At 71.7% G+C, this 23,043-nt stretch carries 26 protein-coding genes; 12 read left to right on the top strand and 14 right to left on the bottom strand.

Annotated features, from left to right (window positions below):
- Positions 1-7: 7 nt before the first annotated feature.
- The 4 genes from KIH74_RS05425 to KIH74_RS05440 all read right to left on the bottom strand — a co-directional run bounded on the left by KIH74_RS05425 (position 8) and on the right by KIH74_RS05440 (position 3,198).
- Entirely contained in the window at positions 8-1,270 is a 1,263-nt protein-coding gene (locus KIH74_RS05425; protein WP_214154652.1) for a methyl-accepting chemotaxis protein, read from the bottom strand.
- A 317-nt stretch (positions 1,271-1,587) separates the two neighbouring features.
- On the bottom strand, positions 1,588-2,004 hold the full coding sequence (locus tag KIH74_RS05430) for a hypothetical protein (protein WP_214154653.1): 417 nt from the start codon (positions 2,002-2,004) through the stop codon (positions 1,588-1,590).
- Positions 2,001-2,627, bottom strand: a complete 627-nt coding sequence (locus KIH74_RS05435; protein WP_214154654.1) for a histidine phosphatase family protein — start codon at positions 2,625-2,627, stop codon at positions 2,001-2,003. Before KIH74_RS05435 ends, KIH74_RS05430 begins: the two co-directional genes overlap by 4 nt.
- 91 nt (positions 2,628-2,718) lie before the next feature.
- A complete protein-coding gene (locus KIH74_RS05440; protein WP_214154655.1) occupies positions 2,719-3,198 on the bottom strand; it encodes a macro domain-containing protein in 480 nt (159 codons plus the stop codon).
- A gap of 84 nt (positions 3,199-3,282) precedes the next feature.
- Between KIH74_RS05440 and KIH74_RS05445 the strand changes: the two genes are divergently transcribed.
- From KIH74_RS05445 to KIH74_RS05455, 3 genes are read left to right on the top strand one after another with little or no spacing between them, the layout of a single operon-like run.
- Complete coding sequence (locus tag KIH74_RS05445; protein WP_214154656.1) at positions 3,283-4,371, top strand: site-specific integrase; 1,089 nt, start codon at positions 3,283-3,285, stop codon at positions 4,369-4,371.
- Between the two features lie 9 nt (positions 4,372-4,380).
- Positions 4,381-4,671, top strand: coding sequence for a hypothetical protein (locus KIH74_RS05450; protein WP_214154657.1), 291 nt, complete (start codon positions 4,381-4,383; stop codon positions 4,669-4,671).
- Complete coding sequence (locus tag KIH74_RS05455) at positions 4,664-4,921, top strand: hypothetical protein (RefSeq protein WP_214154658.1); 258 nt, start codon at positions 4,664-4,666, stop codon at positions 4,919-4,921. The genes KIH74_RS05450 and KIH74_RS05455 overlap by 8 nt, the downstream gene beginning before the upstream one ends.
- A gap of 90 nt (positions 4,922-5,011) precedes the next feature.
- Here KIH74_RS05455 and KIH74_RS05460 read toward each other — a convergent pair whose 3' ends face one another.
- Positions 5,012-5,644: an FMN-dependent NADH-azoreductase gene (locus tag KIH74_RS05460; RefSeq protein WP_214154659.1), complete on the bottom strand. Its 633-nt coding sequence runs from the start codon at positions 5,642-5,644 to the stop codon at positions 5,012-5,014.
- Between the two features lie 102 nt (positions 5,645-5,746).
- Between KIH74_RS05460 and KIH74_RS37490 the strand changes: the two genes are divergently transcribed.
- The 3 genes from KIH74_RS37490 (at position 5,747) to KIH74_RS05475 (ending at position 9,322) form a co-directional block, all read left to right on the top strand.
- Positions 5,747-6,358, top strand: coding sequence for a MarR family winged helix-turn-helix transcriptional regulator (locus KIH74_RS37490; protein WP_214154660.1), 612 nt, complete (start codon positions 5,747-5,749; stop codon positions 6,356-6,358).
- Between the two features lie 197 nt (positions 6,359-6,555).
- Positions 6,556-6,888 (top strand): winged helix-turn-helix domain-containing protein, encoded by a 333-nt coding sequence (locus KIH74_RS05470; RefSeq protein WP_214154661.1) that lies wholly within the window; start codon positions 6,556-6,558, stop codon positions 6,886-6,888.
- Between the two features lie 103 nt (positions 6,889-6,991).
- Positions 6,992-9,322: a HEAT repeat domain-containing protein gene (locus KIH74_RS05475; RefSeq protein WP_214154662.1), complete on the top strand. Its 2,331-nt coding sequence runs from the start codon at positions 6,992-6,994 to the stop codon at positions 9,320-9,322.
- Between the two features lie 15 nt (positions 9,323-9,337).
- Here the strand turns inward: KIH74_RS05475 and KIH74_RS35905 are convergent, their stop codons facing one another.
- The 4 genes from KIH74_RS35905 to KIH74_RS05495 form a co-directional block, all read right to left on the bottom strand.
- Positions 9,338-10,285: a tyrosine-type recombinase/integrase gene (locus KIH74_RS35905; RefSeq protein WP_214154663.1), complete on the bottom strand. Its 948-nt coding sequence runs from the start codon at positions 10,283-10,285 to the stop codon at positions 9,338-9,340.
- Positions 10,286-10,316: 31 nt separating this feature from the next.
- The gene (locus KIH74_RS05485) at positions 10,317-10,799 is read right to left on the bottom strand and encodes an NUDIX domain-containing protein (protein WP_214154664.1); all 483 of its coding nucleotides are present in this window, start codon (positions 10,797-10,799) and stop codon (positions 10,317-10,319) included.
- Positions 10,800-10,938: 139 nt separating this feature from the next.
- Complete coding sequence (locus KIH74_RS05490) at positions 10,939-11,337, bottom strand: NUDIX hydrolase (protein ID WP_214154665.1); 399 nt, start codon at positions 11,335-11,337, stop codon at positions 10,939-10,941.
- Positions 11,338-11,466: 129 nt separating this feature from the next.
- Positions 11,467-11,697, bottom strand: a complete 231-nt coding sequence (locus KIH74_RS05495) for a DUF6458 family protein (protein WP_214154666.1) — start codon at positions 11,695-11,697, stop codon at positions 11,467-11,469.
- Between the two features lie 179 nt (positions 11,698-11,876).
- Here KIH74_RS05495 and KIH74_RS05500 point away from each other — a divergent pair, with 179 nt between their 5' ends.
- From KIH74_RS05500 to KIH74_RS05510, 3 genes are all read left to right on the top strand, one after another.
- Complete coding sequence (locus tag KIH74_RS05500; RefSeq protein WP_214154667.1) at positions 11,877-12,455, top strand: NUDIX hydrolase; 579 nt, start codon at positions 11,877-11,879, stop codon at positions 12,453-12,455.
- 859 nt (positions 12,456-13,314) lie between these two features.
- The gene (locus KIH74_RS05505) at positions 13,315-14,304 is read left to right on the top strand and encodes a site-specific integrase (protein WP_214154668.1); all 990 of its coding nucleotides are present in this window, start codon (positions 13,315-13,317) and stop codon (positions 14,302-14,304) included.
- A gap of 406 nt (positions 14,305-14,710) precedes the next feature.
- A complete protein-coding gene (locus tag KIH74_RS05510) occupies positions 14,711-15,352 on the top strand; it encodes a hypothetical protein (RefSeq protein WP_214154669.1) in 642 nt (213 codons plus the stop codon).
- A gap of 51 nt (positions 15,353-15,403) precedes the next feature.
- On the opposite strand, the gene KIH74_RS05515 is transcribed toward KIH74_RS05510, so the two are convergent.
- Complete coding sequence (locus tag KIH74_RS05515) at positions 15,404-16,297, bottom strand: LysR family transcriptional regulator (RefSeq protein ID WP_214154670.1); 894 nt, start codon at positions 16,295-16,297, stop codon at positions 15,404-15,406.
- 142 nt (positions 16,298-16,439) lie between these two features.
- Here KIH74_RS05515 and KIH74_RS05520 point away from each other — a divergent pair, with 142 nt between their 5' ends.
- Positions 16,440-17,702, top strand: coding sequence for an MFS transporter (locus KIH74_RS05520; RefSeq protein ID WP_214154671.1), 1,263 nt, complete (start codon positions 16,440-16,442; stop codon positions 17,700-17,702).
- A gap of 14 nt (positions 17,703-17,716) precedes the next feature.
- Here KIH74_RS05520 and KIH74_RS38385 read toward each other — a convergent pair whose 3' ends face one another.
- The 4 genes from KIH74_RS38385 to KIH74_RS05540 form a co-directional block, all read right to left on the bottom strand.
- Positions 17,717-18,142 carry a GNAT family N-acetyltransferase gene (locus KIH74_RS38385; protein ID WP_214154672.1) on the bottom strand — a complete coding sequence of 142 codons (426 nt, stop codon included), beginning with the start codon at positions 18,140-18,142 and terminating at the stop codon, positions 17,717-17,719.
- A 511-nt stretch (positions 18,143-18,653) separates the two neighbouring features.
- Complete coding sequence (locus KIH74_RS05530; protein WP_214154673.1) at positions 18,654-18,887, bottom strand: DUF397 domain-containing protein; 234 nt, start codon at positions 18,885-18,887, stop codon at positions 18,654-18,656.
- A 74-nt stretch (positions 18,888-18,961) separates the two neighbouring features.
- Positions 18,962-19,264, bottom strand: a complete 303-nt coding sequence (locus KIH74_RS05535; protein WP_214154674.1) for a hypothetical protein — start codon at positions 19,262-19,264, stop codon at positions 18,962-18,964.
- Between the two features lie 633 nt (positions 19,265-19,897).
- Positions 19,898-20,926, bottom strand: a complete 1,029-nt coding sequence (locus KIH74_RS05540) for a DUF1996 domain-containing protein (protein WP_214154675.1) — start codon at positions 20,924-20,926, stop codon at positions 19,898-19,900.
- Positions 20,927-21,026: 100 nt separating this feature from the next.
- Here KIH74_RS05540 and KIH74_RS05545 point away from each other — a divergent pair, with 100 nt between their 5' ends.
- On the top strand, positions 21,027-22,298 hold the full coding sequence (locus tag KIH74_RS05545) for a sensor histidine kinase (protein WP_214154676.1): 1,272 nt from the start codon (positions 21,027-21,029) through the stop codon (positions 22,296-22,298).
- 9 nt (positions 22,299-22,307) lie between these two features.
- Positions 22,308-22,937 carry a response regulator gene (locus KIH74_RS05550; RefSeq protein WP_214154677.1) on the top strand — a complete coding sequence of 210 codons (630 nt, stop codon included), beginning with the start codon at positions 22,308-22,310 and terminating at the stop codon, positions 22,935-22,937.
- Positions 22,938-23,043: the final 106 nt, after the last annotated feature.

Consider the following 23,043-nt stretch of genomic DNA (forward strand, 5'->3'; position numbering starts at 1 on the left):
GGGGAGGTTACTTCCCGGCGTTGTGGAGCATGCGTTCCAGGGCCTGGGTGATGTCGCGGGCGGCGCCGGCGGCCTCGCCGGTGCGCCGGCCGACCTCGGCGAGCACGGCGGCCTGCTGGTCGACGGCCGCGGCGATCGCGGCCTGGGAGTCGCCGATCCGGCCCACCAGGGCGTTGCTGGTGCGGAAGCTGTCGGCGACCTTGTGGGCCTGCTGGGAGACCACCTCCACGACGTCGCGGACCTTCTGGGTGGACTCGGCGGTGGCCGCGGCCAGGGACTTCACCTCGGTCGCCACCACCCCGAAGCCCTTGCCGGCCTCACCGGCGCGGGCGGCCTCGATGGTGGCGTTGAGACTGAGCAGGTTGGTCTGCTCGGCCAGGGACTCGATCAGGGCGTTGACGCCGGAGATCTCGGCCACGGCCGTCTCCAGGCGGGCGGCGTCGTCGGCGGCGAGCGCGGCGGCGTCCTGGCCCTGCCGGGCGGTGCCGGCGGTCTCCTGGCAGCGCCGGGCGATGTCGTGCACGGCCGATTCGAGTGTGCCGGACTGGGCGGCCAGGTCGTCGATGGCCTCCGAGACCCTGCCCGCGAGTGCCCGGATGATCTCCGCGTCCGTGGCCAGGCCCTCCCCACGGCGGGCGGCGTCGAGGGCGGCCTCACGCTGGACGAGGGTCTCGGCCTCGGCGTTGCGGGTCTGGAGCTGGGCGGTGGCGTCGCGCTCGGCGTCCAGGGCGGCGCGCTGGGTCTCGGTCTCGGCCTCGGTGATCTCGGCGAAGTGCCACCACAGCAGGACCGCGACGATCTCCACGACCACGGACGCCGCATGCGTGCCCACCATGATCACCACGTCCCGGGTCTCGGGTTGCGTGCCGTGCATGGACATCGACATCACCCGGGCCGGGGCGAACAACCCGAACAGCAGATGGTGCACGACCACCGCCCCGACCGTGACCAGCAGCGGCGACCAGCGCTGGTAGAGCGCCACGAACGGGACGGCCGACAGCAGGAACAGGTGCGCGTGCAGGCTGCCGCCGGACAGGTCGATCCCGATGAACGCGCACGAGATCAGCGCCAGGCTGGTCAGTTCCGAGGTCAGCCGTTGCCCCCGCGCCACTGCGGCCAGGCCCACCAGCACGACCGGGACCAGCGGCAGCAGCAGGGTCTCGGCCCAGGACGAGGGCCCCACCACCCCGACCCCGACCAGGACCGGCACACTGCACAGGGCCGCGCCGCGGATCAGGCGATGCCGTGCCAGCCATGACTTCTCGCTCATCCGGGAACCACGCGGAAGCCGGAAATCGCTCACGGCCCCAGCATCGGACGCCGGCCCCGGCATCTTGAGGACGCTGAGGGGCGTGCGGGGACCTGGTCAGGACGTCGGTCAGGACGCTGGTGGGGACGCTGATGGGGATATAGGGGACCGGAGGGACCGGGGGACGCCCTGATCGCCCGGCAGCGTCCGACTGCCGGGATCGTCGGTATGGGCCCGCCCCTGGGTGCTGCCCTGGTCAGTTCTGGGTCGGTCCTGGGTCAGCTCTGGCGCTGGACCAGCACCCCGAGGCTGGGTCTCAGGCTGGGTCTCAGGCGGTGTTACCGGTCCATGCTGTCGGGGTTCTGCCGGGGCGGGTGGATCAGCTTGATCAGCGGGATGATCGGCGGGCGGGACACGTCCGGGGGTGTCACCCGCACGCCGCACCGGGCCGGGGAGGTGGTGCGCCAGGCGGTGGCGCGCTCGTGGTCGTCGTGGTGCGGCCCGGTGGGGTGCCGGGAGGCCCGGGCCCAGGGCCGCCGTGAGGTCGCCGGGCCGGGCGGGCGGATCGAGCGTGCCGGGCGGGTGAGCCGGCCTGAACGCCCTTGCCCGCCAGACCTGTCAGACCTGTCAGACCTGCCGGAGGCCGGGGGGCGTGGTGCCCGGGTGATGGGTGGGGGCACGATCTCGCACAGGCCCAGGAACAGGGCCAGCCGGATGAGGGTGCGCATCAGCCACAGCCAGTACCGGTAGCTCATGACGGCAGGTGCCCGGTGTCGTTGAACGCGAGCAGGGCTGCCGGCCGCCCGGTTTCCCACCGCAGCACGGTGACGGCGCCGTTGGCCTGGTTCAGGCCGATCCACCGCCACTCGGGAGCCTCCAGCACGTGCCGCACGAACCAGCCGATCACGAAGTTGTGCGTGACGATCAGGTCGGTGCGCTCGCGCTCGCCGATCCGCGACAGTTCGCGCACCGCCACCCGCAGCTCGCGGGCCTGCGGGTCGCGTTCCGCGGGCGGGACGGCCTGGAGGAACTGCCGGTAGCGGGGCGGGTGGTCGTCGGGGATCGGGGTGCGGTCACGCACCAGCTCGCACGCGTGGGCCCGCAGGTGCTGGTCGTTCCCAGCATCGACGGCGCCGACGGCGCTGAGGGTGTTCAGGTGCTCGGTGATCAGGGCGGCGGTCTCGGTGGCCCGCCGCAGGGGGCTGTGGTGCACGGACCCGAAGGGGATACCGGCCAGGCGGCGGGCGACGGCGAGGGACTGGGCGCGGCCGCGGGGTGTCAGGCCGCTGCCGGGTTCGGCGGGCTCGCCGTCGTCGGCCTGGTGGGTGGGGTGGTGCTGTTCGCCGCGGCGGACCAGGTACAGCGTGGTGCTGGACATGGGGCCTCCTTTCGGTGCGAGGTCGGGGATCGGTACGAGGACCGGGTGGGGGCGAGGGCGTGGGAACGGGCTGCTGGTGCGGTCAGTGCGGTCAGTGCGGGGAGTGCGGGGAGGGTGCGAAGACGGTGACGTCGGTGGTGGCCGTGAGAGGGGCCATGGTGTGGCGGATGGCGGCCTCGACATCGGGCCAGGGCAGGCCGCCGAGGCCGCAGCCAAGGGCGGGGATCGCGATGGACGTCAGGGCGAGGTCGGAGACGGTGGCGGCCAGGTCGCTCAGGCCGGCCTGGATGTCAGGCAGTCGTGACGGCGAGCGCCAGTGCCGCTTGGTGGGGAAATTGATGAGGTAGCGCGGCTGTTCGTGGCCGGTGGCCCACACGTGCATGATGCCGATGGTGACCTCGCCGTTGCGGCAGGCCTGCCGGTAGTCGGCGTACATGGCGGGCCAGGCCTGGCGGAATTGCAGGGCCAGGCCGCGGCCCATGACGCCGGCGGTGTTGACCGGGTTGACGAGTGCGTCGGCGGGTTCGGCGAGCAGGTCGTTCCCGGCGCGCACGACGGTGAGGTTCGGCATGCCCAAAGTGGTACCAGCCGGGTCCGACAATCTTGATGGTGCCCGATCGGGCCGATCCGGCACACACCGGGCACAATGGGGCGCATGCACTCCGGCGGTCCCGACCCTGAACCCGAAACCTGGCGTGAGCGTTCGCAACTGGCTGTCCCCGACGCCGCCGGGTCACAGGTGGACCCGGCATACGCGTACGTGGCGCGGCTGGCCGCGATCGACGCGCAGGCCGCCGAGGACTCGCTGGCACCCTCCACCCGCGAGGCGTACCGGCGCGCGTGGGAGGCGTTCGAGGGCTGGGCGGGCGAGAACTCGCTGATGGCGCTGCCGGCCACGGCCGCCACGGTGCGGGCATTCGTGGCGCACCTGCGCTCGCGGCCGGCCCCGGCGAGCCTGCCGACGATCAATCAGCACCTGTCGGCGATCTGGGCGCATCACGCCGAGGCGGGGCTGCCCTCGGCGCGCCAGGACGGGCAGCTGCGGCTGCGGCTTCAGGGGTACGCGCGGCAGGACCAGGAACGGCTGGTGCGGCAGATGTCCGCGCTGATGGTCCGCGACGTGCAGCGGATCCTGGCGGTGATGGAGGAGGAGCTACTGGTCGCCCGCCGCGACCTGACCGACGAGCGGGCGCTGCGCAAGGCCGAGCTGGTGTGCCGCCGCGACAGGGCGGTGATCCTGGTGGGGCTGGCCACGGCGATGCGCCGTTCGGAGCTGTCCCGCATCGAGATCGCCGACCTGCGCGAGGACGTCGAGGGCCTGGTCGTCACCCCCCGCTGGACCAAACGCGACCAGGCCGGCACCGAGCGGCACCCGCGGGCCGTGCCCCGCGGGGCGAGCCGGGCCACCTGCCCGGTGACCGCGATGCGCTCGTGGCTGGAGGCGGCCGGGATCGAGTCCGGCCCGGTGTTCCGGCCGGTCACCCGATGGGGCACGGTCGGGGCGAAAGGCTTCACACCGCAGGTGGTGCGCACCATCGTGCAGCAGCGGGCGCAGGCAGCCGGGCTGCCCGGCACGTGGGGCGCGCACTCGCTGCGGGCGGGGTTCGCGACGCAGAGCGCCAAGAACGGGGTGGCCCGGCACGTGATCATGGCCGACGGGGACTGGCGCTCGGCGGCGGTCGACCGGTACATGCGCCGCGGCGCGTTGTGGGACGGCGCGGCCGCCAAGAGCCTGGGGCTGTGAGGCACCGCCGTGGGCTGGAAATGGGCGCCGTTCTTCGTGATGGAGTGGCTGGGCGCGGCCGGGGTCGAACCGCACGAGGTGATGCAGGTCCTGGAGGCGACGCGACGCTGGCCGCGGCCGGCGGTGGCGGCCTCGAACGGGCTACGGCCCCTGACGATCTGGGGACGCACCCGCCCGGGCCGGGCGCTGATGGTGGCGGTGCGGTACCTGGATGGGCGAGACTGGGAAATCGTCGGCGCTCGCGCGCTGAACGACCGGGAACTGGTGGAGCTGGAGAAGTGGGAGGCCGACCGTGACTGATCACCTGACTGATCGCCGTGGTGATGCGGCGGACTGGTCCCGGCTGGACATGGACGAGCTGGTCTTCCTCGGCGAGGAGCACCTGCCCGCCTACGGCGCCCACCTGCTGCCCCCGCCGGGCACGTCCACCTCCACGCTCGTGCTCGACGTGGAGCCGGAGGTTCTGGACGCGCTGGCCCGCGAGGCCGCGGCCAGCGGCCGCACGCTCAGCGAGGTCGCCCAGGACCGCCTGCGCCGCCCCGCCGCCTGAGCCCCCCACCACCCAGGACGCCCGCGCTCGCCGGGTGGGGCGGACGCGGGCGTCGTCCTCAAAGGTTTTTGAGGTGTGCGCAGCGCTGGTTCAGCGGGCGGCGAGCGCCTTGCCGGCGTTGACGGCGGCCTCGTGGGCGGTCTGCTTGAGCTGGGCGCCGAGCTCGGCGAACTGGTCGAGGGCGGGGTTGACGCCGACCATGGTGAATTCGCGCTCGACGACGGTGAGGTCGGCGCCCCACACCTCGTCCAGGACGCGGCGCAGGTAGGGGGTGCTGTGGTCCCAGCCGTGCTTGGGAGTGCCCGGGGAGTAGTTGCCGCCGCGGGTGGTGAGCAGGATGACGGGCTTGCCCTCGAGGATGCGGCTGCCGGGGGCGCCGCCGGCGATGACCAGGTTGATCCAGTTCTGCACGTGCGGGGACACGCCCCAGTTGTACAGGGGGAAGGCCAGGACGACGGCGTCGGCGGCGGCCAACTCGGTGTTCAGCTCGGCGGCCAGGGCGACGGCGGACTTCTGGGCGTCGCTGCGCTGGTCGGCGGGCGTGTAGCCGGCGCCGACGGCGGTGGCCCAGGCGTCGGCGGGCAGGGGGTCGGAGCCGAGGTGCCGGGTGACGACCTTCTCGTCCGGGCGCTGGGCGCTCCATTCGGCCAGCACCAGGTCGGCCAGTTCGCTGCTGGCCGAGGCGGGGCCGAGGATGCTGGCGTCGATACGCAAGAGGGTCATGGCAGGGGGCTCCAGACGACGATCAAGGATGAGTTGAATGTTCAACCGCGGAGTCGATAGTGCCACCGTCGAGTTGAACATTCAATCCAGTAGTCTGTTCGTGTGAGTGAGGACACCCCCTGGCTGTCACCGGCCGAGCTCTACAACTGGCTGCACCTGACCGGCGCCCTCACCGCCCTGCCCAACGCCATCGAGCAGCAACTCAAACGCGACTCGGGCCTGAACTTCTTCGAATACTCCGTACTGTCCGGCCTCTCACAGGCCCCCGGCCGGGCCATGAAGATGTCAGCCCTGGCCGGCAGCGCCCTGGGCTCACAGTCCCGCCTGTCCCACGCCGTCACCCGGCTGGAACGCGCCGGATGGGTCCAGCGCCGCAACTGCACCCAGGGCGCACGAGCCGTCGAGGCCGTCCTGACCGACGCCGGCCACGCCAAGATCGTCGAGGCCGCACCCGCCCACGTCCGGCAGGCCCGCCGCCTGGTCGTCGACGCCCTCACCGAGCAGGAGTTCGACCAGCTCCGCAACGCACTGCGCAAGATCCTGCTGGCCGCGTCCCCCGACACCGTCCAGCTGATCGACGCCTCCCTCGCCGACGGCCCCGAACACCCCGACGCAGTGTCCCCGTGCTTCCTGCACCGCGACCGCACCGACGCCCCCGAACACCCCGACACCCTCGACGCCGCAACCGGGCAGGAACCCCAGGAGTCCAGGTAGACACCCCAACGCGCTCGCGACCACCTGCCTGAAGAACGCCCTCCCGGCCCACGAGGGCACCATCCCCGCCCGGGGATGAGCGGACCAGGGACGTTCACACAGACTTTTCCTGCGCCCGCACCTGCCCAGAACGCAGCCCGGGCACCCTACGAGGACGCGCCGGGCCGCGAAGGGTGAGCACGAGAGGGGTGGCTGGGGTGGAGTTCGGGATCCGGGTGGACGACGAGGCCCGCCAGGTGCACGGCCCGCACGGCACCGCGGCCCTGACCGCCAAGGAGTGCGACCTGCTACTGGCCCTGATGCGCAGCCACGGCGCGGTCGTGACCCGGCACCACCTCCTGACACAGGTGTGGAACCTGCCCGCGGGACGCCCCCGAGGAACCGCCCGCAGCCTCGACGTCCACATCGCCACCCTGCGCGCCAAACTCGGCGCCAGCAGCGGCACCGGACCCGGCAGCGCTCGCATCGACACCGTCCGCGGCACCGGGTACCGCCTCGTACCCGCCGCCCTGGAGCCACGCCACTCGTGAAACCGCACAGCCCTTGAAACCACGCAGCCCTCGAAGCCAAGGCCGCCGATGCGCGGCGGGCCGGGAGTTCAGGCGGGGGGCGCGGGCGCCGATCTGAGCAGGGATGTCCACGCCGCCGCCCCCGAGCCCGCCCGACCCACCGGTGTCGGCGCCCTGGGGGCTGCCGGCCCCGGCAGCACTACCGGGACTGCTCACCGAGTGGGACCGCGCCCTGCGCGCCCACGAACGTCTCAAGCATGGACGCCTGCCGGCTCCCGTCGCGCAGGCGGGCTCGGTACTGCGTGAACCCGCCCCCGAGACCACGGTCGCCGCCCTGGAACGACGCCTCGGCACCCGCCTGCCACCGGCGTACCGGACGTTCCTGCTCACCAGCGACGGAGCCCTGGCCCAGCCCGGCACCGGCGCACTGCCACAGCCGGGACTGCTGCCGGCCGCCGCGGTGCGCTGGCTGCGCGACAGCGACCCGGAGTTCGTCCAGACCCTCGTGTTCGACACCATCGCCCCGCACCCGCCGAACGCCGCCACCGGCGTCGTACACCCCGCGTTCGACCTCGACTTCAACGACCGTCCCGTGCCCGAACGCCGCTACCTCGACACCGAACGCACCAGCACCGGCCTGAAACTCGGCCACCTGCTGTACGCCCTCGACATCGGCCACGACGACAACGGCGGCCACATCCTGCTCAACCCGCTGATGGTCGGCGCGGACGGGGAGTGGGAAGCCTGGAACCTCGCAGCCCCCACCGGAACCCGGCACCGCTCCTTCACCGCACTCCTGGCCCACGACACCGGCAGGCACCGCACCCGCCTGCACCAACGCCAGAGCGAGGCCGCCGAGATCACCCACGCACTCGCCGCCGCCGAGCACATCGCCCGCGACCCCTCCGCCGGCCTGCTGAGCCGGATCGTGGCCGTGCGCACCGTGATCCGTGCCGCCGGCCCGGGCCACCTACGGGACCTGATGCTGGAATGGGCCCACAGCCCCGACCCGGGCGTACGCCGGGTCGCCGTCGCCCACCTGGGCCCCCTGCAACCGCCCCACCCTCCCGACGACGACACCACACCCGGCCCCAGCGAACCCCACCCCAGCGTCCTGCGGCACCTGATCCGGGAACTGATCGAGGCCACCACCGACCCCGATCCCGGCGTCCGCGCAGCAGCCCTGCCCTGGCTGGCCGCGAGCGCCGACCCGGCCGCCCGGCAGGCCGCCGTCGCCCTGCTGATCAGCCCCGACCTGGAGAGCTGGGTGATCGGCCGGGTCGGCGCCGAGGGCCGCGACGCCCTCTACGACGCCTGGAGCCTCAGCCGCCACCCCCGCCTGCTCCAGCAACTCGCGGACCTGGGGGACCGGCGCGCCGTCCCCGGCCTGATCGACGCCCTCACCACCCCCGGCACCCCTCCCGCCCAGGAGGCCCAGCTCATCCGCTGCGCAGCCGGCCCCGGCGACCCCGCACTCGTACCCGCCCTGCTCGCGACGACCGAGCGACGCACAACCCGCCTCGCCGACGTCGCCCAGACCCTGCAAAAGCTCGGCGCCCACGAAGAACACGCCCAGGTCCTCACCCGGCTCCTGCGCCGCGCCACGGCAGCCACCCTCAACCCCGACCACCCCGAAACCCCCGACCCCCCAACCACCCCCGACGAACATCACCCCCGCGACACCGCAGGCCGGCGCATCATCCGCAACAACGGCAACAACGACCCGAACCCCACCGGCACCACACCACCCGGCCTCGAACACGCCATCTTCCAGGCCGCCCGCCTCGACCACCCCACCACCACCGCAGCCCTGATCGCCCTGTGCGAACGCGCCCCCACCCCGAGCCTGGTCCGGGCCCTCGGCTGGACCACCCACCCCGACCGGACCACAACCGCCGTCACCACCATCCTGCGAGCAGCCACCGACCCCACCACCCACCTCGCCGCCGTCGACGCCCTGGAACAGATGGCCACAACCACCACCGGCGACCGTGCCGTGTGGCCCACCTCCAACACCCTGGCCGACACCGCATCCATGAGCGCCACCGGCACCCCCACCCCACCCCCCACACTGACCCCCACCCCGGCCGCCACCGCAGCCCTCGACGCGCTCGCCACCCTGGCCGAACTCGACGACCTCGCCGCCCTACGCGCCCTGGCCCGCCGCCACGACCGCCGCGCACAACGCCCCCTGCTCGGACGACTGCGCAGCCCCGACCCCGCGCTCGCCACCCAGGCCGCCCAGGGACTCCGCGACCTGCGCGACCCCGGCAGCTGTCACACCCTCTTGCAGGTCATCACCCCGGACACCGCCCCCGACGTCCAGGCCACCGCCGCCCACGCCCTCATCACCCTGCACAACATCCGCTCCACCGAAGCCATGAACCGCCTGGGCCGAGGCACCGACCCGGACCTGCACCGCCTCGCCGACCTGTGGACCGACACCACACCCTGACCCCGGCCACTCCCGTCACCCCGCCAGAAAAGCGTCCTCCACCGCCGTCGCCACACTCGCCAACCGCGACAACGTCCCCGCACCCCGGTCGTACGCCTTCGTGTTGTTCAGGCTCGCATGCCCCAGACCGTCCTGAAGACGATCGATCTGCGCCCCCGCCTGATCCAGGTAAATCGTCGCGTGCGACGCCCGCAGCACATGCGGCGTCACATCCAGCCCCACCCGCGCCCGACGGGACACCCGCACCGTCAGGTTGTACAGATCCCAGTAACTCAACCGCCCACCCTGCGCATTCACCAGCAACGGCCCACCCGTGCGCCCGCCGACGTACTCCGACACCAGATGCCCGGTACCGGGGGACAGGGGCAGCTCCTGACGCCGTCCACCCTTGTGCGTGACGGTGAGCGTGACGTGCCCGAAATGCTCGCGCACGTCGGCCACGTCCAGGCTCACCAGCTCCGTCGCCCGCAGCCCCCGCCCCAGCAGGATCCGCATCGCCACGTACGCCAGCGCACCGACCCCCTCGGCCGCCGCCAAGAACCTCGCCGCCTGCACACTGTCCAGCGCAGCCGTCGCCGAGAAGTCACCACCGCGCGGACGCTTGATGTGCGCGGCGGGGGAGGAGGCCAGAATGTCCTCACCCACCAGGTACGCGTACAAAGACGACACCGCCGCCAGCTTCAGCCGGATCGTGTTCGCCGACGCCGGCCGGCCGTGGAAACCCCCGCTCGCGGCGATCTGCTGCCGCCAGTCGTCCACATCACCCCGCCGCGCCTCCAGCGGGTGCAGCGACCGGGCCCCGCAGAACCCCCGCCACTGCAACTCCGCCGTCGCATACGTCTTCACCGTGTTCTGCGCCCGCTGCGCGATCAGCCAGGCCCGCACGAAATGCGGCCACACGTCCCCGGTCCCGACCAGGAACTCGTCGGGCACCTCCACCGGCTCCAGCTGAGAATCGAACACCTGTCCATTCTTCCAGAACCGGACAGGAAGATCAGCGGCGCAGCAACCCACCCACCGGCACCGGGGCCACGTGCCCGTCCGCCGGCATCGTCCGGTGCAGCGCCAGGCCGATGTCGATCACCACCGACCGCTCCAGCTCCGGCACCTGCTCCAACGGGAACCAGCGAGCCTGATCGGTCGAGCCGTTCACCTCGTTGCGCAGAGCCCCACCGACGATCCCGACCCGGTAGAACACCCCCACGTGATGCATCACGCCCCGCCCCGGACGCCGCACCCCGACCTGCCCCGTCCGCGAGTCGACCCCCAGCAGCCGCTCCACCCGGGCCTCGAACCCGGTCTCCTCGGCCACCTCACGCACCACCGCGTCCAGCGGATCCTCCGCGTGCTCCACCTTGCCGCCGGGAAGCGTCCAGTGATGACGCGTACGGTCGGGGGAGGCCCAGCGGGCCAGCAGAAGTTGCTCCTCCCGCACACAGACCCCGTAGGCGGCAAGACGCTGATGCTGTGCTGTCATCCGACGGGTTTACCAGATAATCACAGTTATCTAGGCATCAGGTGCCCAAAGTCGTTGCCCCACAACAACTTTCATCATGACCGACAGTAACGGTGGACGCCCCCCAGCAGACCGGGGGAGACCCACCTCCCACACCCCTTCAGTCCAGCACGCCGGCCGCCCGCAGACGATCGAACACGACCTGATCCACCGGAGCCACCCGATCCCGGTCCGCATACCCCAGCCACACCACATCCTCGATCTCATGATCCGCCCGGAGAACACCCCGGTACTCAGCCGAGTAACAGGCCATCCGAATCAGCGCCCCCGGCTCGAACCCATGAGCCTGAGCCTCGAACGTGCCCACGTGCACAGCGCTCGCCGCCACGATCGCGACGCTCAGTTCCTCCCGGACCTCACGCACCAGCGTGTCCACGTCGCTCTCACCCGCCTCACGCTTGCCGCCCGGCAGATAGAACACGTCCTTGCCCCGGGAGCGCGTACTCAGAACCGTGCCCTCGTTCAGATGAATCCAGGCGACCTTGTCCATGGCGATCATGCGATCCACAGTGACAGGCCGCCGGCACCCCTACAGCCCCTTCCAGCCTGCTCCCCCGAAACGCCGATAATGAACATTATGACATTTCGCCTGCCGAAGACCTCCCCCCACCACAGATAACCGGACCCCTCACAACGGAGGCGCCGGCGGATTCCCCGTGTTCCGGCGCTCCACCACCTCGGTGTGCGACGTGTTCGTCCGCTGCCTGTTCAGCACCAGCGACAACACGATCGCCAGCACCCCACCCGCCATCAGGATCCAGCCGATCGCCGTCAGATCCAGATCGCTCACCCGGTCCCGCACACCGAAACTCAGGATCCCACCCACCACCAGCAACGCGATCCCACCACCTATGTACACGACCCACCTCCACATCGCCCCGACCACAAACCGGACAAACCACTCAGGCCCAGTGTTCAGCGCCCCCGCCCCACCGCAACTCGCCCTGCCCACCAATCCATGGACGACGAAAGCCACCCACCCACCACACCCGAGCAAGCATGATCAAGACTGTCGGTGGTGCCTGCCATGCTCGATCCATGCAGCCGGACGACCTCCACACCACCATCACCAGACTCGCCGCAGACCTCACCCCACACGACGAGATCGCCCACCAGCACCGCACCATCACCCTCGACTGGCTGGCCGGCACCCAAGACATCTACCGCCGCGCCAAACCCGCCACCCCCACACCCCACCTCGTCTCCTACTTCCTCCTCGTCGACCGCCCCGCCCGCAGCGTCCTGCTCTGCGACCACCTCAAAGCCCGCCTCTGGCTCCCTACCGGCGGCCACGTCGAACCCGGCGAACACCCCTACGCCACCGTCGAACGAGAAATCACCGAAGAACTCGGCATCACCGCCACCCCCGACCCCGTCCACGGCCGCCGACCCTTCCTGCTCACCGCCACCCAGACCCGAGACACCCCCGAAAACCAGCACACCGACATCAGTTTCTGGTTCGCGCTCGCCGCCAGCACCACCCAGCAACTGCACCCCGACCCGGCCGAGTTCGCGGCCATCCGCTGGTGGCCGGTCAACGAGATCCGCGCCACCGACCCGGTCCGGTTCGACCCCCATCTGGGCCGCGCCCTCGATGCCCTGAATCTGGAGGCATGAGTCCCCCACCCGTACGCGTCGAGATTCTGCACAGGCTGAGCGATCCCGACGAGCACTTCGGCCAGCCTCCGACCCCGGATCTGCGCCACGATGATCCGGGCCACGATGATCCGGGCCAAGTCCGGTCTCGCGCAGCCCACCGCATCGGCCGACCTGTCCATGGCCGAGTCCCGCCGGCAAGAGTGCCTACTCCCCCGCGGCGCCGTGCTGGATGACGTGCCGGGCGCGGCTTCGGTCAGCGCGGCCAGAGGCCTGGCACAGCGCGGCGCGATGCAACCGAGCCAGGCCGAGCAGAGTTGGTTCGGCCTGGTAAAGCATGGCCGGTATGGGACCGCCTGCCGATTCGGGCATCTGCGCAGATGCCCGCCCTCGACGTCGTTGCGGGCTTGTTCTGCTGTAGGGAAGGAAGCAATTTTCGCGGAAGGGCCTGTTATCAAAACAGGTTTTGCTCAACGCTTTTCATGATGAACAGAGCTCCCTGAGCGGATCAGCGAAGACTACCCCAACCTCCCACAGGAACAGCTCCGCGAACGCACCGCCCACTCCACCGCCCCTTCAGGCCGCGGACGTGCCGAGTCGACATCGCTCTCGTCAGCGTTCACCGAAATCGCCTCCCACGCCGAACGCCTCGACACCCGCCCTCGGGCAATCACAAGCCATGACCACCGCAGTGACTGGTCTGTGCCAGCACCAGGTCGGGGCTGACGCAAAGGCCGGCTTCCTCAACCCGGTTCACGTTCCCGGCGGGTGCTCTCGGTGGACACTCCCCGAGTAACCATCGTCGTGGCGCCGTCCGTAGCGTCTTTGCAGTTTTGGAGTTGATCAAATCTCAATGGCATAGGCCTGTTATCATGAGAAGATGCGGGCCAGAGCGGCGATTCAGTCCTACCTGAGCGTGCTTGAGCGCGCCGGTGCTTCACGATCCACCCGGAGACAACGTGAGTGGGCCCTCAGCCAGGCCGTCAATGCCGCTGCGCTCCAGCGTATCCACGGCGACGTGCCCACCGACCAGCAGGTGCGGGACACTCCCCCGGAGCAGCTGAACGACACCGGCCAGCGGGTCGAGCTGGCCGAGATCCTCAGCCCGGACTTCGCGGCCTGGTTCCTCCCCTGGGCCGCCACCGGCGTGCTCGCCCACAGCGAGGGGGCCGCCCGCAGTCAGGCCGCCTCCCGAGCCCGGGCCGCCGCACTCCGCGCTCTGGCCCAGGCACACGGCGCCGCCCCGATCACGCACACCGAACCGGCCGTCCAGCTGCGCACCCCCACCCCGATGAACGCCCGCGCCCTGCGCCACGTCGCGTTCGACCTGGTCGCCATCGACCCGCCGTCCAAGGCTGCGGTCCGGCTCAGCGCCATGCTCGCCGTCATGATCACCACTCCCCTGCGTCCGGTCGACCTGTGCCGGATGACACTGCACGACGTGGAGATCACCGACGACCAGGTCACCGTCCCCGCGCTGCCCCTGGCACCCGACCAGGCGCCACCTCCCGGGTACACCGGCCGCGAGACCCTCGACCCCGCCCTCGGCCGGCTCGTGAAGCGCTGGCTGGAGGTGCGCGAGGTCCTCGTCTCCCGCCTGGAAGGCACTCCCCCGCAGAGCTTCTGGGTCTCGGTGCGCGCCTCCCCCACCGACGAGGGCGTGATCCGCCCAGCCGGCCTGCCCCTGCACCCCCGCGGCCTGGAACGCAGCTACGTCGGCCAGGCCAAGAACTTCAACTCCGAACTCGCCGCCGGTTCCCGCCGCTCGCTCCCTCTGGGCCGTGACGGCGTCCCGGTCAGCCACCTGCCACTGTCCTTCGATCACCTGCGCCGCTCACTGCTCACACTGGCCGAGACCGACCAGATCTGAGCCGGACGAAGGTCGGGTCTCTTCGTCGCTGCGGGTTTCAGTTTTGGTGGTGCGTTGATCGCGATAGCCTGTTATCAACAACTGGCGGGTGATTCTGGCCCTGACGAGCCGATCGGTGGGGCGGGCGTTGGCGCAGCGGACGGTGAGAACCTCGGAAACCGACCGCGATTCAGCCCGGCGTGATGACGTCGGGGTCCGGCTGCATCAGGAGCAGTGTCAGGACAGGTACCGATCCGGCGGCTCAGGCGACCGAGCAGGTGCTACGGGGCCGTGACGCGCACCGGCGGGCAGTTGCCGCCAGCACCCCCGCTCCCCCAACACTCCCGCGCCACTCCCGCGCCACTGCACCGGTGCCGGCAGCCCGGCGCCCACCCCCGCTCCCCGTTCGCTGGCAGGATCGAGGCCCGTGACCGATGACGTGTACCGCTACGACGCCACCTTCCTCCAGGCCCTGCCGCCGGTCAGGAGCCTGATCGCCGAGCCGGCACTCCCGGGGCGCTGGGAGCAGGAGAGTGTGCTGGCGAAGATGTCCGTGGGGGCGCTGGCCAACCACCTGCACCGGAACGTCGAGCTGGCAGGCGCCCTGCTGACCGAGCCGACCACGTTTCCCCTGCTCGCGGGCGGGGCGGACGAGCACTACGCACGGGCCGCCTGGGTGACCACCACCTCCCCCGACGACCCGGAGAACGACCGCGGCGACTACGACGCCCTGGCCCGGCTCGGCGTGGAGGCGTTGCGGGAGACGACGGCGGCCACCGACGTCCATTCGCTGTTCACCGAGGGCGGCGGGCTGGATCGCGCGGGACTCCCCTGGCAGGGCTGGGCGCTGCGGCGCGACGAGTTCCTGCTGACCCGGATGGTCGAGATCGTGGTGCACACCGACGATCTCGCGCTGAGCCTGGGGGTGCCCACGCCGGAGTTCCCCGACGACGTCCTCCTGCCGGTCGTGCACCTGCTGACGCGTCTGTCGGTACGGCGTCACGGGCAGTCGGCCGTGGTCGGGGCGCTCAGCCGCCGCGAGCGTCAGCGGGTGGTCTCGGCGTTCTGAGGCGGGCCGATTCTGTGGACGACGGTGGCCCGGCCGGGCCACCGTCGTCCCTCATTGGGGGTGGTCGGGCAGCCACATGAGGTAGGGCGAGTCGATGACGTCGGTGAGGGCTTTGAGGGCCGGCGTGGGTGGGTGCGTGGTGTGCCAGGAGGCGGCGAGTTCGCGGGTGGCGCGGGGGTCGTCGATGGGGATCTCGACGACGTCGGGGGTGGGTCCGAGCGGGGGGACGATGGCGATGCCGAGGCCTGCGGCGACGAGTCCGCGCAGGGTCTGGACCTCTTCTCCCTCGAAGGCGATGTTGACGCGTACGCCGGCGTCGCGCAGGAGGGTGTCGGTGATGCCGCGCAGGCCGTAGGCGGGGGCGAGGGCGAGGGTGGTTTCGCCTTCGAGTTCGGTGAGTCGGATGGTGCTGCGGGTGACGAATCGGTGGGTTCGGGGTACGGCGAGGACGAGGTGTTCGGTGTAGAGGCTGACAGTGCGCAGGTCGGGGGTCGGGTCGGGGGGTGGTGAGACGAGGACGACGTCGGCGGTGCCGGTGGTGAATTCGGCGAGGCAGAAGCTGCGGCCGCCCTGGCGGAGGTCGACGTGGGTGCCGGGGCGGCGGGTGACGAGGGCTTTGACCAGGGCGGGGATGACGGCCCGGCCGAGGGAGTTCTGGAAGACGATGGAGACGGTGTTGTCGCGGCGGGCGGCGTCGTCGTGGAGCTGGATGAGGGCGTCGGTGACGAGGTCGAGGGCGCGGCGGGCGGTGGTGGCGAAGTCCTGGCCGGTGGGGGTGAGGCGGACGCCGCGGCCGTCGCGGTCGAGGAGGGTGTGGCCGAGTTCTTTCTCCAGGCGGGCGATTCCACGGCTGACGGTGGACTGGGGGACGCCGAGTTCGTCGGCCGCCGCGGAGACTCCGCCGGTGTCGGCGACGGCGACGACGAGGGGCAGGGCGGACAGCACGGTGCGGAGGGTCGCTGGGGGGTGAGTGGTGGGACTTTGTGCTGGGGGTGGGGCGCCCTGACCTGGTTTCATGCGTTGATGCTATGCGTGGTGCTCATTCATGCATTTGAGCCTGGTGGGGGTGCGACCTAGCGTCCGGGACATGAGCACGTTCCCGGCGCATTCGTCCCCTCCGACCGTTGATGTCGTTGCCGAGCTGCCCTGGGCGGGTCACGCCCTGGGGTCCGGCTCGTACCGCCGGATCGTGGTGGCGCTGTTGTGTGCGGGGGTGGCGACGTTCACCGCGCTGTACTCGCCGCAGGGGGTGCTGCCGCTGGTGGCGGGGTCGATGCGGGTGTCGGAGGCGCAGTCGGCGTTGCTGGTGTCGGCGGGCACGATCGGCCTGGCGGTGGGGGTGCTGCCGTGGTCGTGGGTGGCGGACCGGGTGGGGCGGTTGCCGGCGATGAAGGCCGCGCTGGTGGCCTCGACGGTGTTCGGTCTGGCGTGGATCGTGTTCCCGGGTTTTGAGGGGGCTCTGGTGCTGCGGGTGCTTCAGGGGGTGGCGCTGGGTGGGGTGCCGGGGCTGGCGATCACGTATCTGCACGACGAGGTGAGGCCGGCCGAGGCGGCGGTGGCGGCGGGGACGTACGTGTCCGGCACGACGCTGGGCGGGATCGCGGGGCGGCTGGTGGCGGGCCCGATCGGTCAGGCGTGGGGGTGGCGCTGGGGTGTGTTCACGGCCTGGGCGGTGGCGACGGTGGCGGCCGTGGCGTTCGCCGTGATCGCGCCGCAGGCGCGGGGTTTCGTGCGGGCGCGGGGTACGAGTGCCGCCGACGTGGCGCGCAGTGCGCTGGGGCATCTGCGGGACGCCGGGATGCTGGTGCTGTACGCGCAGGCGTTCCTGCTGATGGGTGGCCTGGTGGCGGTGTACAACTTCCTGGGTTTCCGGCTGGAGGCGGCGCCGTTCGGGATGTCTGCGGGGGTGGTGTCGCTGCTGTTCCTGGCGTATCTGTCCGGGACCTTCTGCTCGCGGCAGGCGGGGATCCTGGCGATGCGGTTCGGCCGGCGGCCGGTGATCACCGGGATGGCGTCGCTGATGGCGGTGGGTGCGCTGCTGACGCTGGTGAACGACCTGGTGTCGATCGTGGCCGGGCTGGTGGTGCTGACCGGTGGGTTCTTCGGGTCGCACGCGATCGCCTCGGGCTGGGTGGGGGCGCGGGCGAGCCGGGGTCGGGCGCAGGCCGCGGCCCTGTACACGCTCTTCTACTACCTGGGTTCGAGCGTGATCGGGTGGGGTGGCGGCCTGGTGTTCGAGAGCTGGGCCTGGGCGGGGATCGTGCTGCTGGTGATCGGGCTGGCGCTGGGGGCGATCGCGCTGGCGGTGGCCTCGGCCGGCTGGTTGCGGGAGCCGGCCGAGGCGCACTGAGGCCGGTGCCGGGTTCAGTGCAGGGGCTTGACCCAGCGGGACCAGTCTTCCTGCACGCGGTAGCCGCGGGCCCACCAGGCGCTCTGGGCGGTCACGTTCTCGTCGAGCACCATGGCGTCGGAGCGGGTGGCGCCCAGGGCGCTGAAGCGGTTCTCGGCGTGGTCGATGAGGGCGGTGGCGATGCCCTGGCGGCGGTGGCCGGGGGCCACGGCCAGGCGGTAGAGGTGGTAGCGCCAGCCGTCGAATCCGGCGATGACGGATCCGACGAGGGTGTGGCCGTCGGTGTCGACGGCGAGGATCAGGGCCTGGGGGTCGCGGTCCAGGAGGCTCTTCAGGGCGTCGGCGGAATCCTGTGGCCGACCGGCGTTCTCGGCGGAGGTCTGCCAGAACTCGAGGATCGCGGGGATGTCGTCGGGGGTCGCGGTTCTGAGGGTGAACACGGCCCGAACCCTACGACTTCGGGTCGGCCAGATCACGATTTGGCCATTCGCCGGACAGCGGGTGTGCCCGGCCTCTACGGTCGTGCGGTGCGTTTCCCTCCGGCCCACCGTGGTTGCCCGTCTGACGGGACCGGTGTCGGTGACGGGCAGGTGGGTGTCAGTGGCCGGCGGGCCGCCCCCGCCGGCGCACCACTGATCGCCACGGCGCTTCCCTCGTCCGGGTGTCCCGGTTCGGTGAGGGTTCTGGCGCCGAGTACGTGGCCTGGGCAGCCGTCGTCGCGGGCACACGCGAGCGCGCTCAGCACGGCTCGCAGGGCCGGGACTTCTTCGGCGTGCCGTGGGATTCAGGCAGGTCGAAGGGCGTCGGCCGCCTCGCCTCCGCATGCCGTGCCGGTGGCCTCGCTGGGCCGTGACGTGGCATGTGCAGGCCAGGTACTCGTCACCACGTGATCAGGCCCGGGGGCCTGTGAACTGGTAGGGGTGTTGGCGCGGCCCCTGCGCGATCAGGTGTTCAGGCGCCGTGCATCTCCCCGGAGGCGATGCCGTCGAGGAATGCCGTCCACGCGTCGTTGCTGAAGTTCAGCACCGGGCCGAGACCTTTGGCCTTGCTGTCGCGCACGGCCACGTCGCCGGCGCCGCGGAAGGCGACCTCGACGCAGTTGCCGTTGATGGCGCTGAAGGAGGACTTCCGCCAGTTCAGCGACTCGTCGTCATTACTCAGCAGGTTGATCCCGGTTGCGGACATGACCGCTCTCCAATCACTCGGTTCATCGGTGGTTCTGGTGGCCCGGCGGAGGTCCGGCCCGGCCAGGCGGTGAATTACGCGGTGCTCCATTCGGAGCTGGTCAAGTGGGACAGGTCGGTGAGGACGAGCGGCTGGTCCACGACTTCCGGCCGGACCGTGAGCAGGGTGTTTCCCTGCTGGACGGTGAATTCCACGCGTCCCCAGCGGCCGGGTTCCCGCAGGGTGCCTCGCCGGGCGAGCCATCGCCGCAGTTCCTCGACGGGGATGTGGGCGTGCCGGACGTCGCAGTACCAGACATCGACGCTGGAGCCGTCACCGGTGCGGGTGAGCGTGACAACGGATTGCTCCCCGGTGGTGGTGACGATGTCGATATCCATCCCGTTACTCCTCGTTACTGACCAACTGGTATCCGCGGCGCCGGTGACGCGGATACCGCCACCTCTCGACTCGCGAGAAAGATAGCGCCGAGAACAGGGAAAAGCCCAGTTCAGCCATTCAGCCGAGGTGTCGTCACTTCGGGTGGGCCGACCACTGCCGAGAGTTCCGACGAACATTGCACGAATAAATGTCATCATTGCTCTGTGTGATTACTCGCCCTTCACACCGGAGAAAAGGGCGATGGATCTGCCCGATCGGACACGGCACCGTTGGGGGGTCGTGCCGCCCGGACCGGTCCCGTGCACCGTCGCCCCACGGCGATCACCGCTCTGGCGCCGGTCACGCCCCACTCCCCCGTATCCCCCCGCATCCGCCGTACCGGCCTCGCCCGGCTGTCCGCGCGCATCGCGCCACCACCGGCAACCGCATGGACGACGAACTGCGCACCACCGCAACGGTTCTCGCCGTTCTCGACCGCAGGGCCGCGAGCGCGGGCCGGACTGTGTGTGGCGGCGTGTGCGGGTGCGGCGTCGTCTAGCGCGCCCTGGGTGGCCATGACCTGGGCGATCCCTCGGCCGCGGTGGGGGGTGGCGCACCCCGGCAGGTGCCGCCGGGCGCGGGAGTCGGCTGTGTCAGTCGGGGCGCCCGTCGGCCCCGCAGTGCCGGCCGGCGTTGACGCAGTCCTTCACCAGGGTCTTCAGTGTCTTCGGCTGCCAGCCGGTGACCGCGCCGAACCCGAACTCCTGCTGGGCCAGGCCGGGCACCCGGACCGGGCGGGTGGTGTCGATCGGGTAGACCACCCGCACCAGCAGCGTCGGGATGACCACCGGGTGCGTGGCCGGGCATCCTCCCGACGCCGCCCAGGCCAGGTGCGATCGGTGCCCGGGGACGTCGAGGTGGCGGCCGTCCCAGCAGCCGGGCGCCGCGATCCGGGCGATCAGCCGGTCCCCGGGGGCGCACACCGACGCCGGCGGCAGACTCGTCGCGTCGTATCCGGTGCACGACCAGGACACCCGGCTCTCCGCCGCCGACGAGGGTGCCGCTCCCACGCCGCCGGTCAGGATCCGCAGGCCCGCCGGGAACGCCTGCACGCTGGTGTAGTCGTCCACCGTGCCCTTGTAGAGCACCTCGAACGACTCCGGCACGATCTTGTCACCGCCCTGCGCCAGCGACGGCACCCAGTACACCGAGCGGTCCCCCGGGTTCAGGCACGACGTCGTCCCGGAGGGTGTGGTGCCGGGGCTCGCGAGGGTTTTCGTGGTGCTGCCGAACACGTCGTACCCGTCCGCGCCCAGCGTGCCCGTTCCCTGGACGGGCGCTGTGGCCGTGGAACGCACCAGGGCGCAGGTGCTGGGGAACTCCTGGTACACCGCCCGGGGCGGGTTCCCCACCGGCCGGGCGCTCACGGCCGGGCGCAGCAGGAACGGCGAGCGGGTGCGTGCGGGGGTGGGCGAGCCGATGGTGGACGGCGAGGGGCTCGTGACCAGCGTGCCGGAGGCCACCGGTGCGGTCGTGGTCGGGGTTCCCGCTACGGGGTTCGCCTGCGGGTCGCCGGGCTGGATCAGCACCGGCACCACCGCGGCCACCGCCACGAACAACGCCGTCAGCAGCACCGCTGTCAGGGCGCGGCGCGCCGTCCATTCCCCGGCCCAGCCCGGCACCCGCGTTCCTCGCTTCCCTGCTTGCCCGTGACGTCCCAGACCGTGACCAGAGCATGACCAGGCCATGACGGCCCGGCCTGCCCCTGCCTATGCTGCACCGGTGCCCCCACGCTCCCGCGAGCTGATCGAGCCCCGGCGCTGGGTGAGCGGCGCGACCGAGAGTATCGCCGGTCTGTGCCAGTTCGTGCTGCTGCTGCGGCTGGGCGCCACGCTCATGCTGGTCGTCGCCGCCGTGCTGATCGACCCCGAGCCGGGCCGGCTGCTCCTGGGCACCCTGGTCGCGGCCGGCGTCACCGCGGTGGAGCTGACCGTGCTGGTGCGCCGGCCGGTTTCCGTCGTCCACCGTTGGGGTTTCGTGACCGTGGAGCTGGCCGCGGGTGCCGCGATCGTGGCCCTCATGCAGGGCGGCCCGGTGTTCTTCTCGTTCTCCTGCGGGTCCGCGGCCGTGGCCGGGGTGGTGGCCGGTGCCCGGGCCTGGCCGGTCTGGGTGGCGCAGACCGTCGCCGCGTACGCCGTGGTCGCCTGGATCATCCGCCTCGACGACGTGCCCGCCGCCCTGGCCGTGTACCTGTCCGGGGTGCCGACCCTCTACGTGCTGACGGGTCTGGCGGCGGCCACCGCCCGTACCGCCGTGCTCCGTCACGTCCATCTGGCCCGGTCCGCGCTGGACGCGATCGAGCGGTCGGCCGTGGCCGCCGAGCGCACCCGCCTGGCCCGGGAGCTGCACGACTCCGTGGAGAAGACACTGCGGGGCATCTCGCTGGCCGCCAGCACCCTGCCCGAGGCGCTCGCGCGGCGTCCCCAGCTGGCGGCCGGCCTGGCCCGCACGGTGGCCGAGGGCGCCCGTACGGCCGCCGACGAGGCCCGCGAGCTGCTGGGCATGCTGCGCGCCGACGACCTGGACGCCACACTCGCCCAGGCCATGGAGAACGCCTGCCAGGACTGGTCCGCCCGCACCGGGCTGCCGGTGAGCACCGACCTCACCGACGTGGCCGCCGGCCTGCCGGTCCGGCACGAGGTGCTGCGGATCGTGCGCGAGGCCCTGGGGAACGTGCACCGTCATGCCCGGGCCAGCCGGGCCTGGGTCGACCTCACTGTGGACGGCTCCCGGCTACGGCTGACGATCCGGGACGACGGACAGGGCTTCACCGTTCCCGGTGATCTCACCGACCTGTCCGCCGACGGCCACTACGGGCTGGTCGGGATGGCCGAGCGCGCCCAGCAGATCGGCGGGCGCCTGCGGGTGTGGTCCGGTCCCGATCTGGGGACCGTGGGCGGCACCCAGGTCGTGCTGTGGGCCCCCACCGGTACTTCCGACGCCTTCGACGCCTCTGCGGTGCCGGGCGCGCCGGGAGATCGCGCCGGAGCATAGGGTCCGGCCATGACGATCAGGGTCGCGGTGGTCGACGACAACCCGATGGTGCGCGCCGGGCTGCGCGCCATGCTCGAGCTGGACGGCATGAGCGTGGTGGCCGAGGCCGCCGACGGCAACGCCGCCCTCGACGCCGCCCGCGCCTACCACCCCGACGTCACCCTCCTCGACTACCGCATGCCCGTGGCCGACGGCCTGTCGGTGCTGCCCCGCCTGGCCGACCTGACCCGCGTGCTGCTGCTCACCTCCGACGACAGCCACGAGGTGATCACCGGCGCCCTGGCCCAGGGCGCCAGCGGCTTCCTCACCCACACCACCCTGGAGGCCGGTGAACTGCTGAGCGCCGTGCGCGCGGTCGCCGCCGGGCAGGGCTGGCTGGCCCCGGTCGCCGCCGCCGTGGCCGTGCGGCAGCTGCGTGAGCGCGCCGAACGCGAGTCCGCCGCCCGCATCCGCTTCGACCTCACCCGCCGCGAGCGCGAGCTCATGGACCTGCTCGTGCGGGGCCTGACGAACGCCCAGATCGCCGCGCAGCTGGTGCTGTCGGAGAAGACCGTGAAGAACCATCTCAACCACGTCTACGCCAAGCTCGGGGTCGGGCACCGTACCCAGGCGGTGGCCCGCTGGCAGGGCCGGGCCTGAGCCGTTCTTTCGTCGTCCCGCGGGTGACCGCCCCGGGGGGGCCCACAGAAGTGGGCCCGTGAGCGCGCTCAACCGGGACCCGCGACCGGCGAGGAGCACAGCCGGC

This window comes from Kineosporia corallincola (assembly GCF_018499875.1).
GTDB lineage: Bacteria > Actinomycetota > Actinomycetes > Actinomycetales > Kineosporiaceae > Kineosporia > Kineosporia corallincola.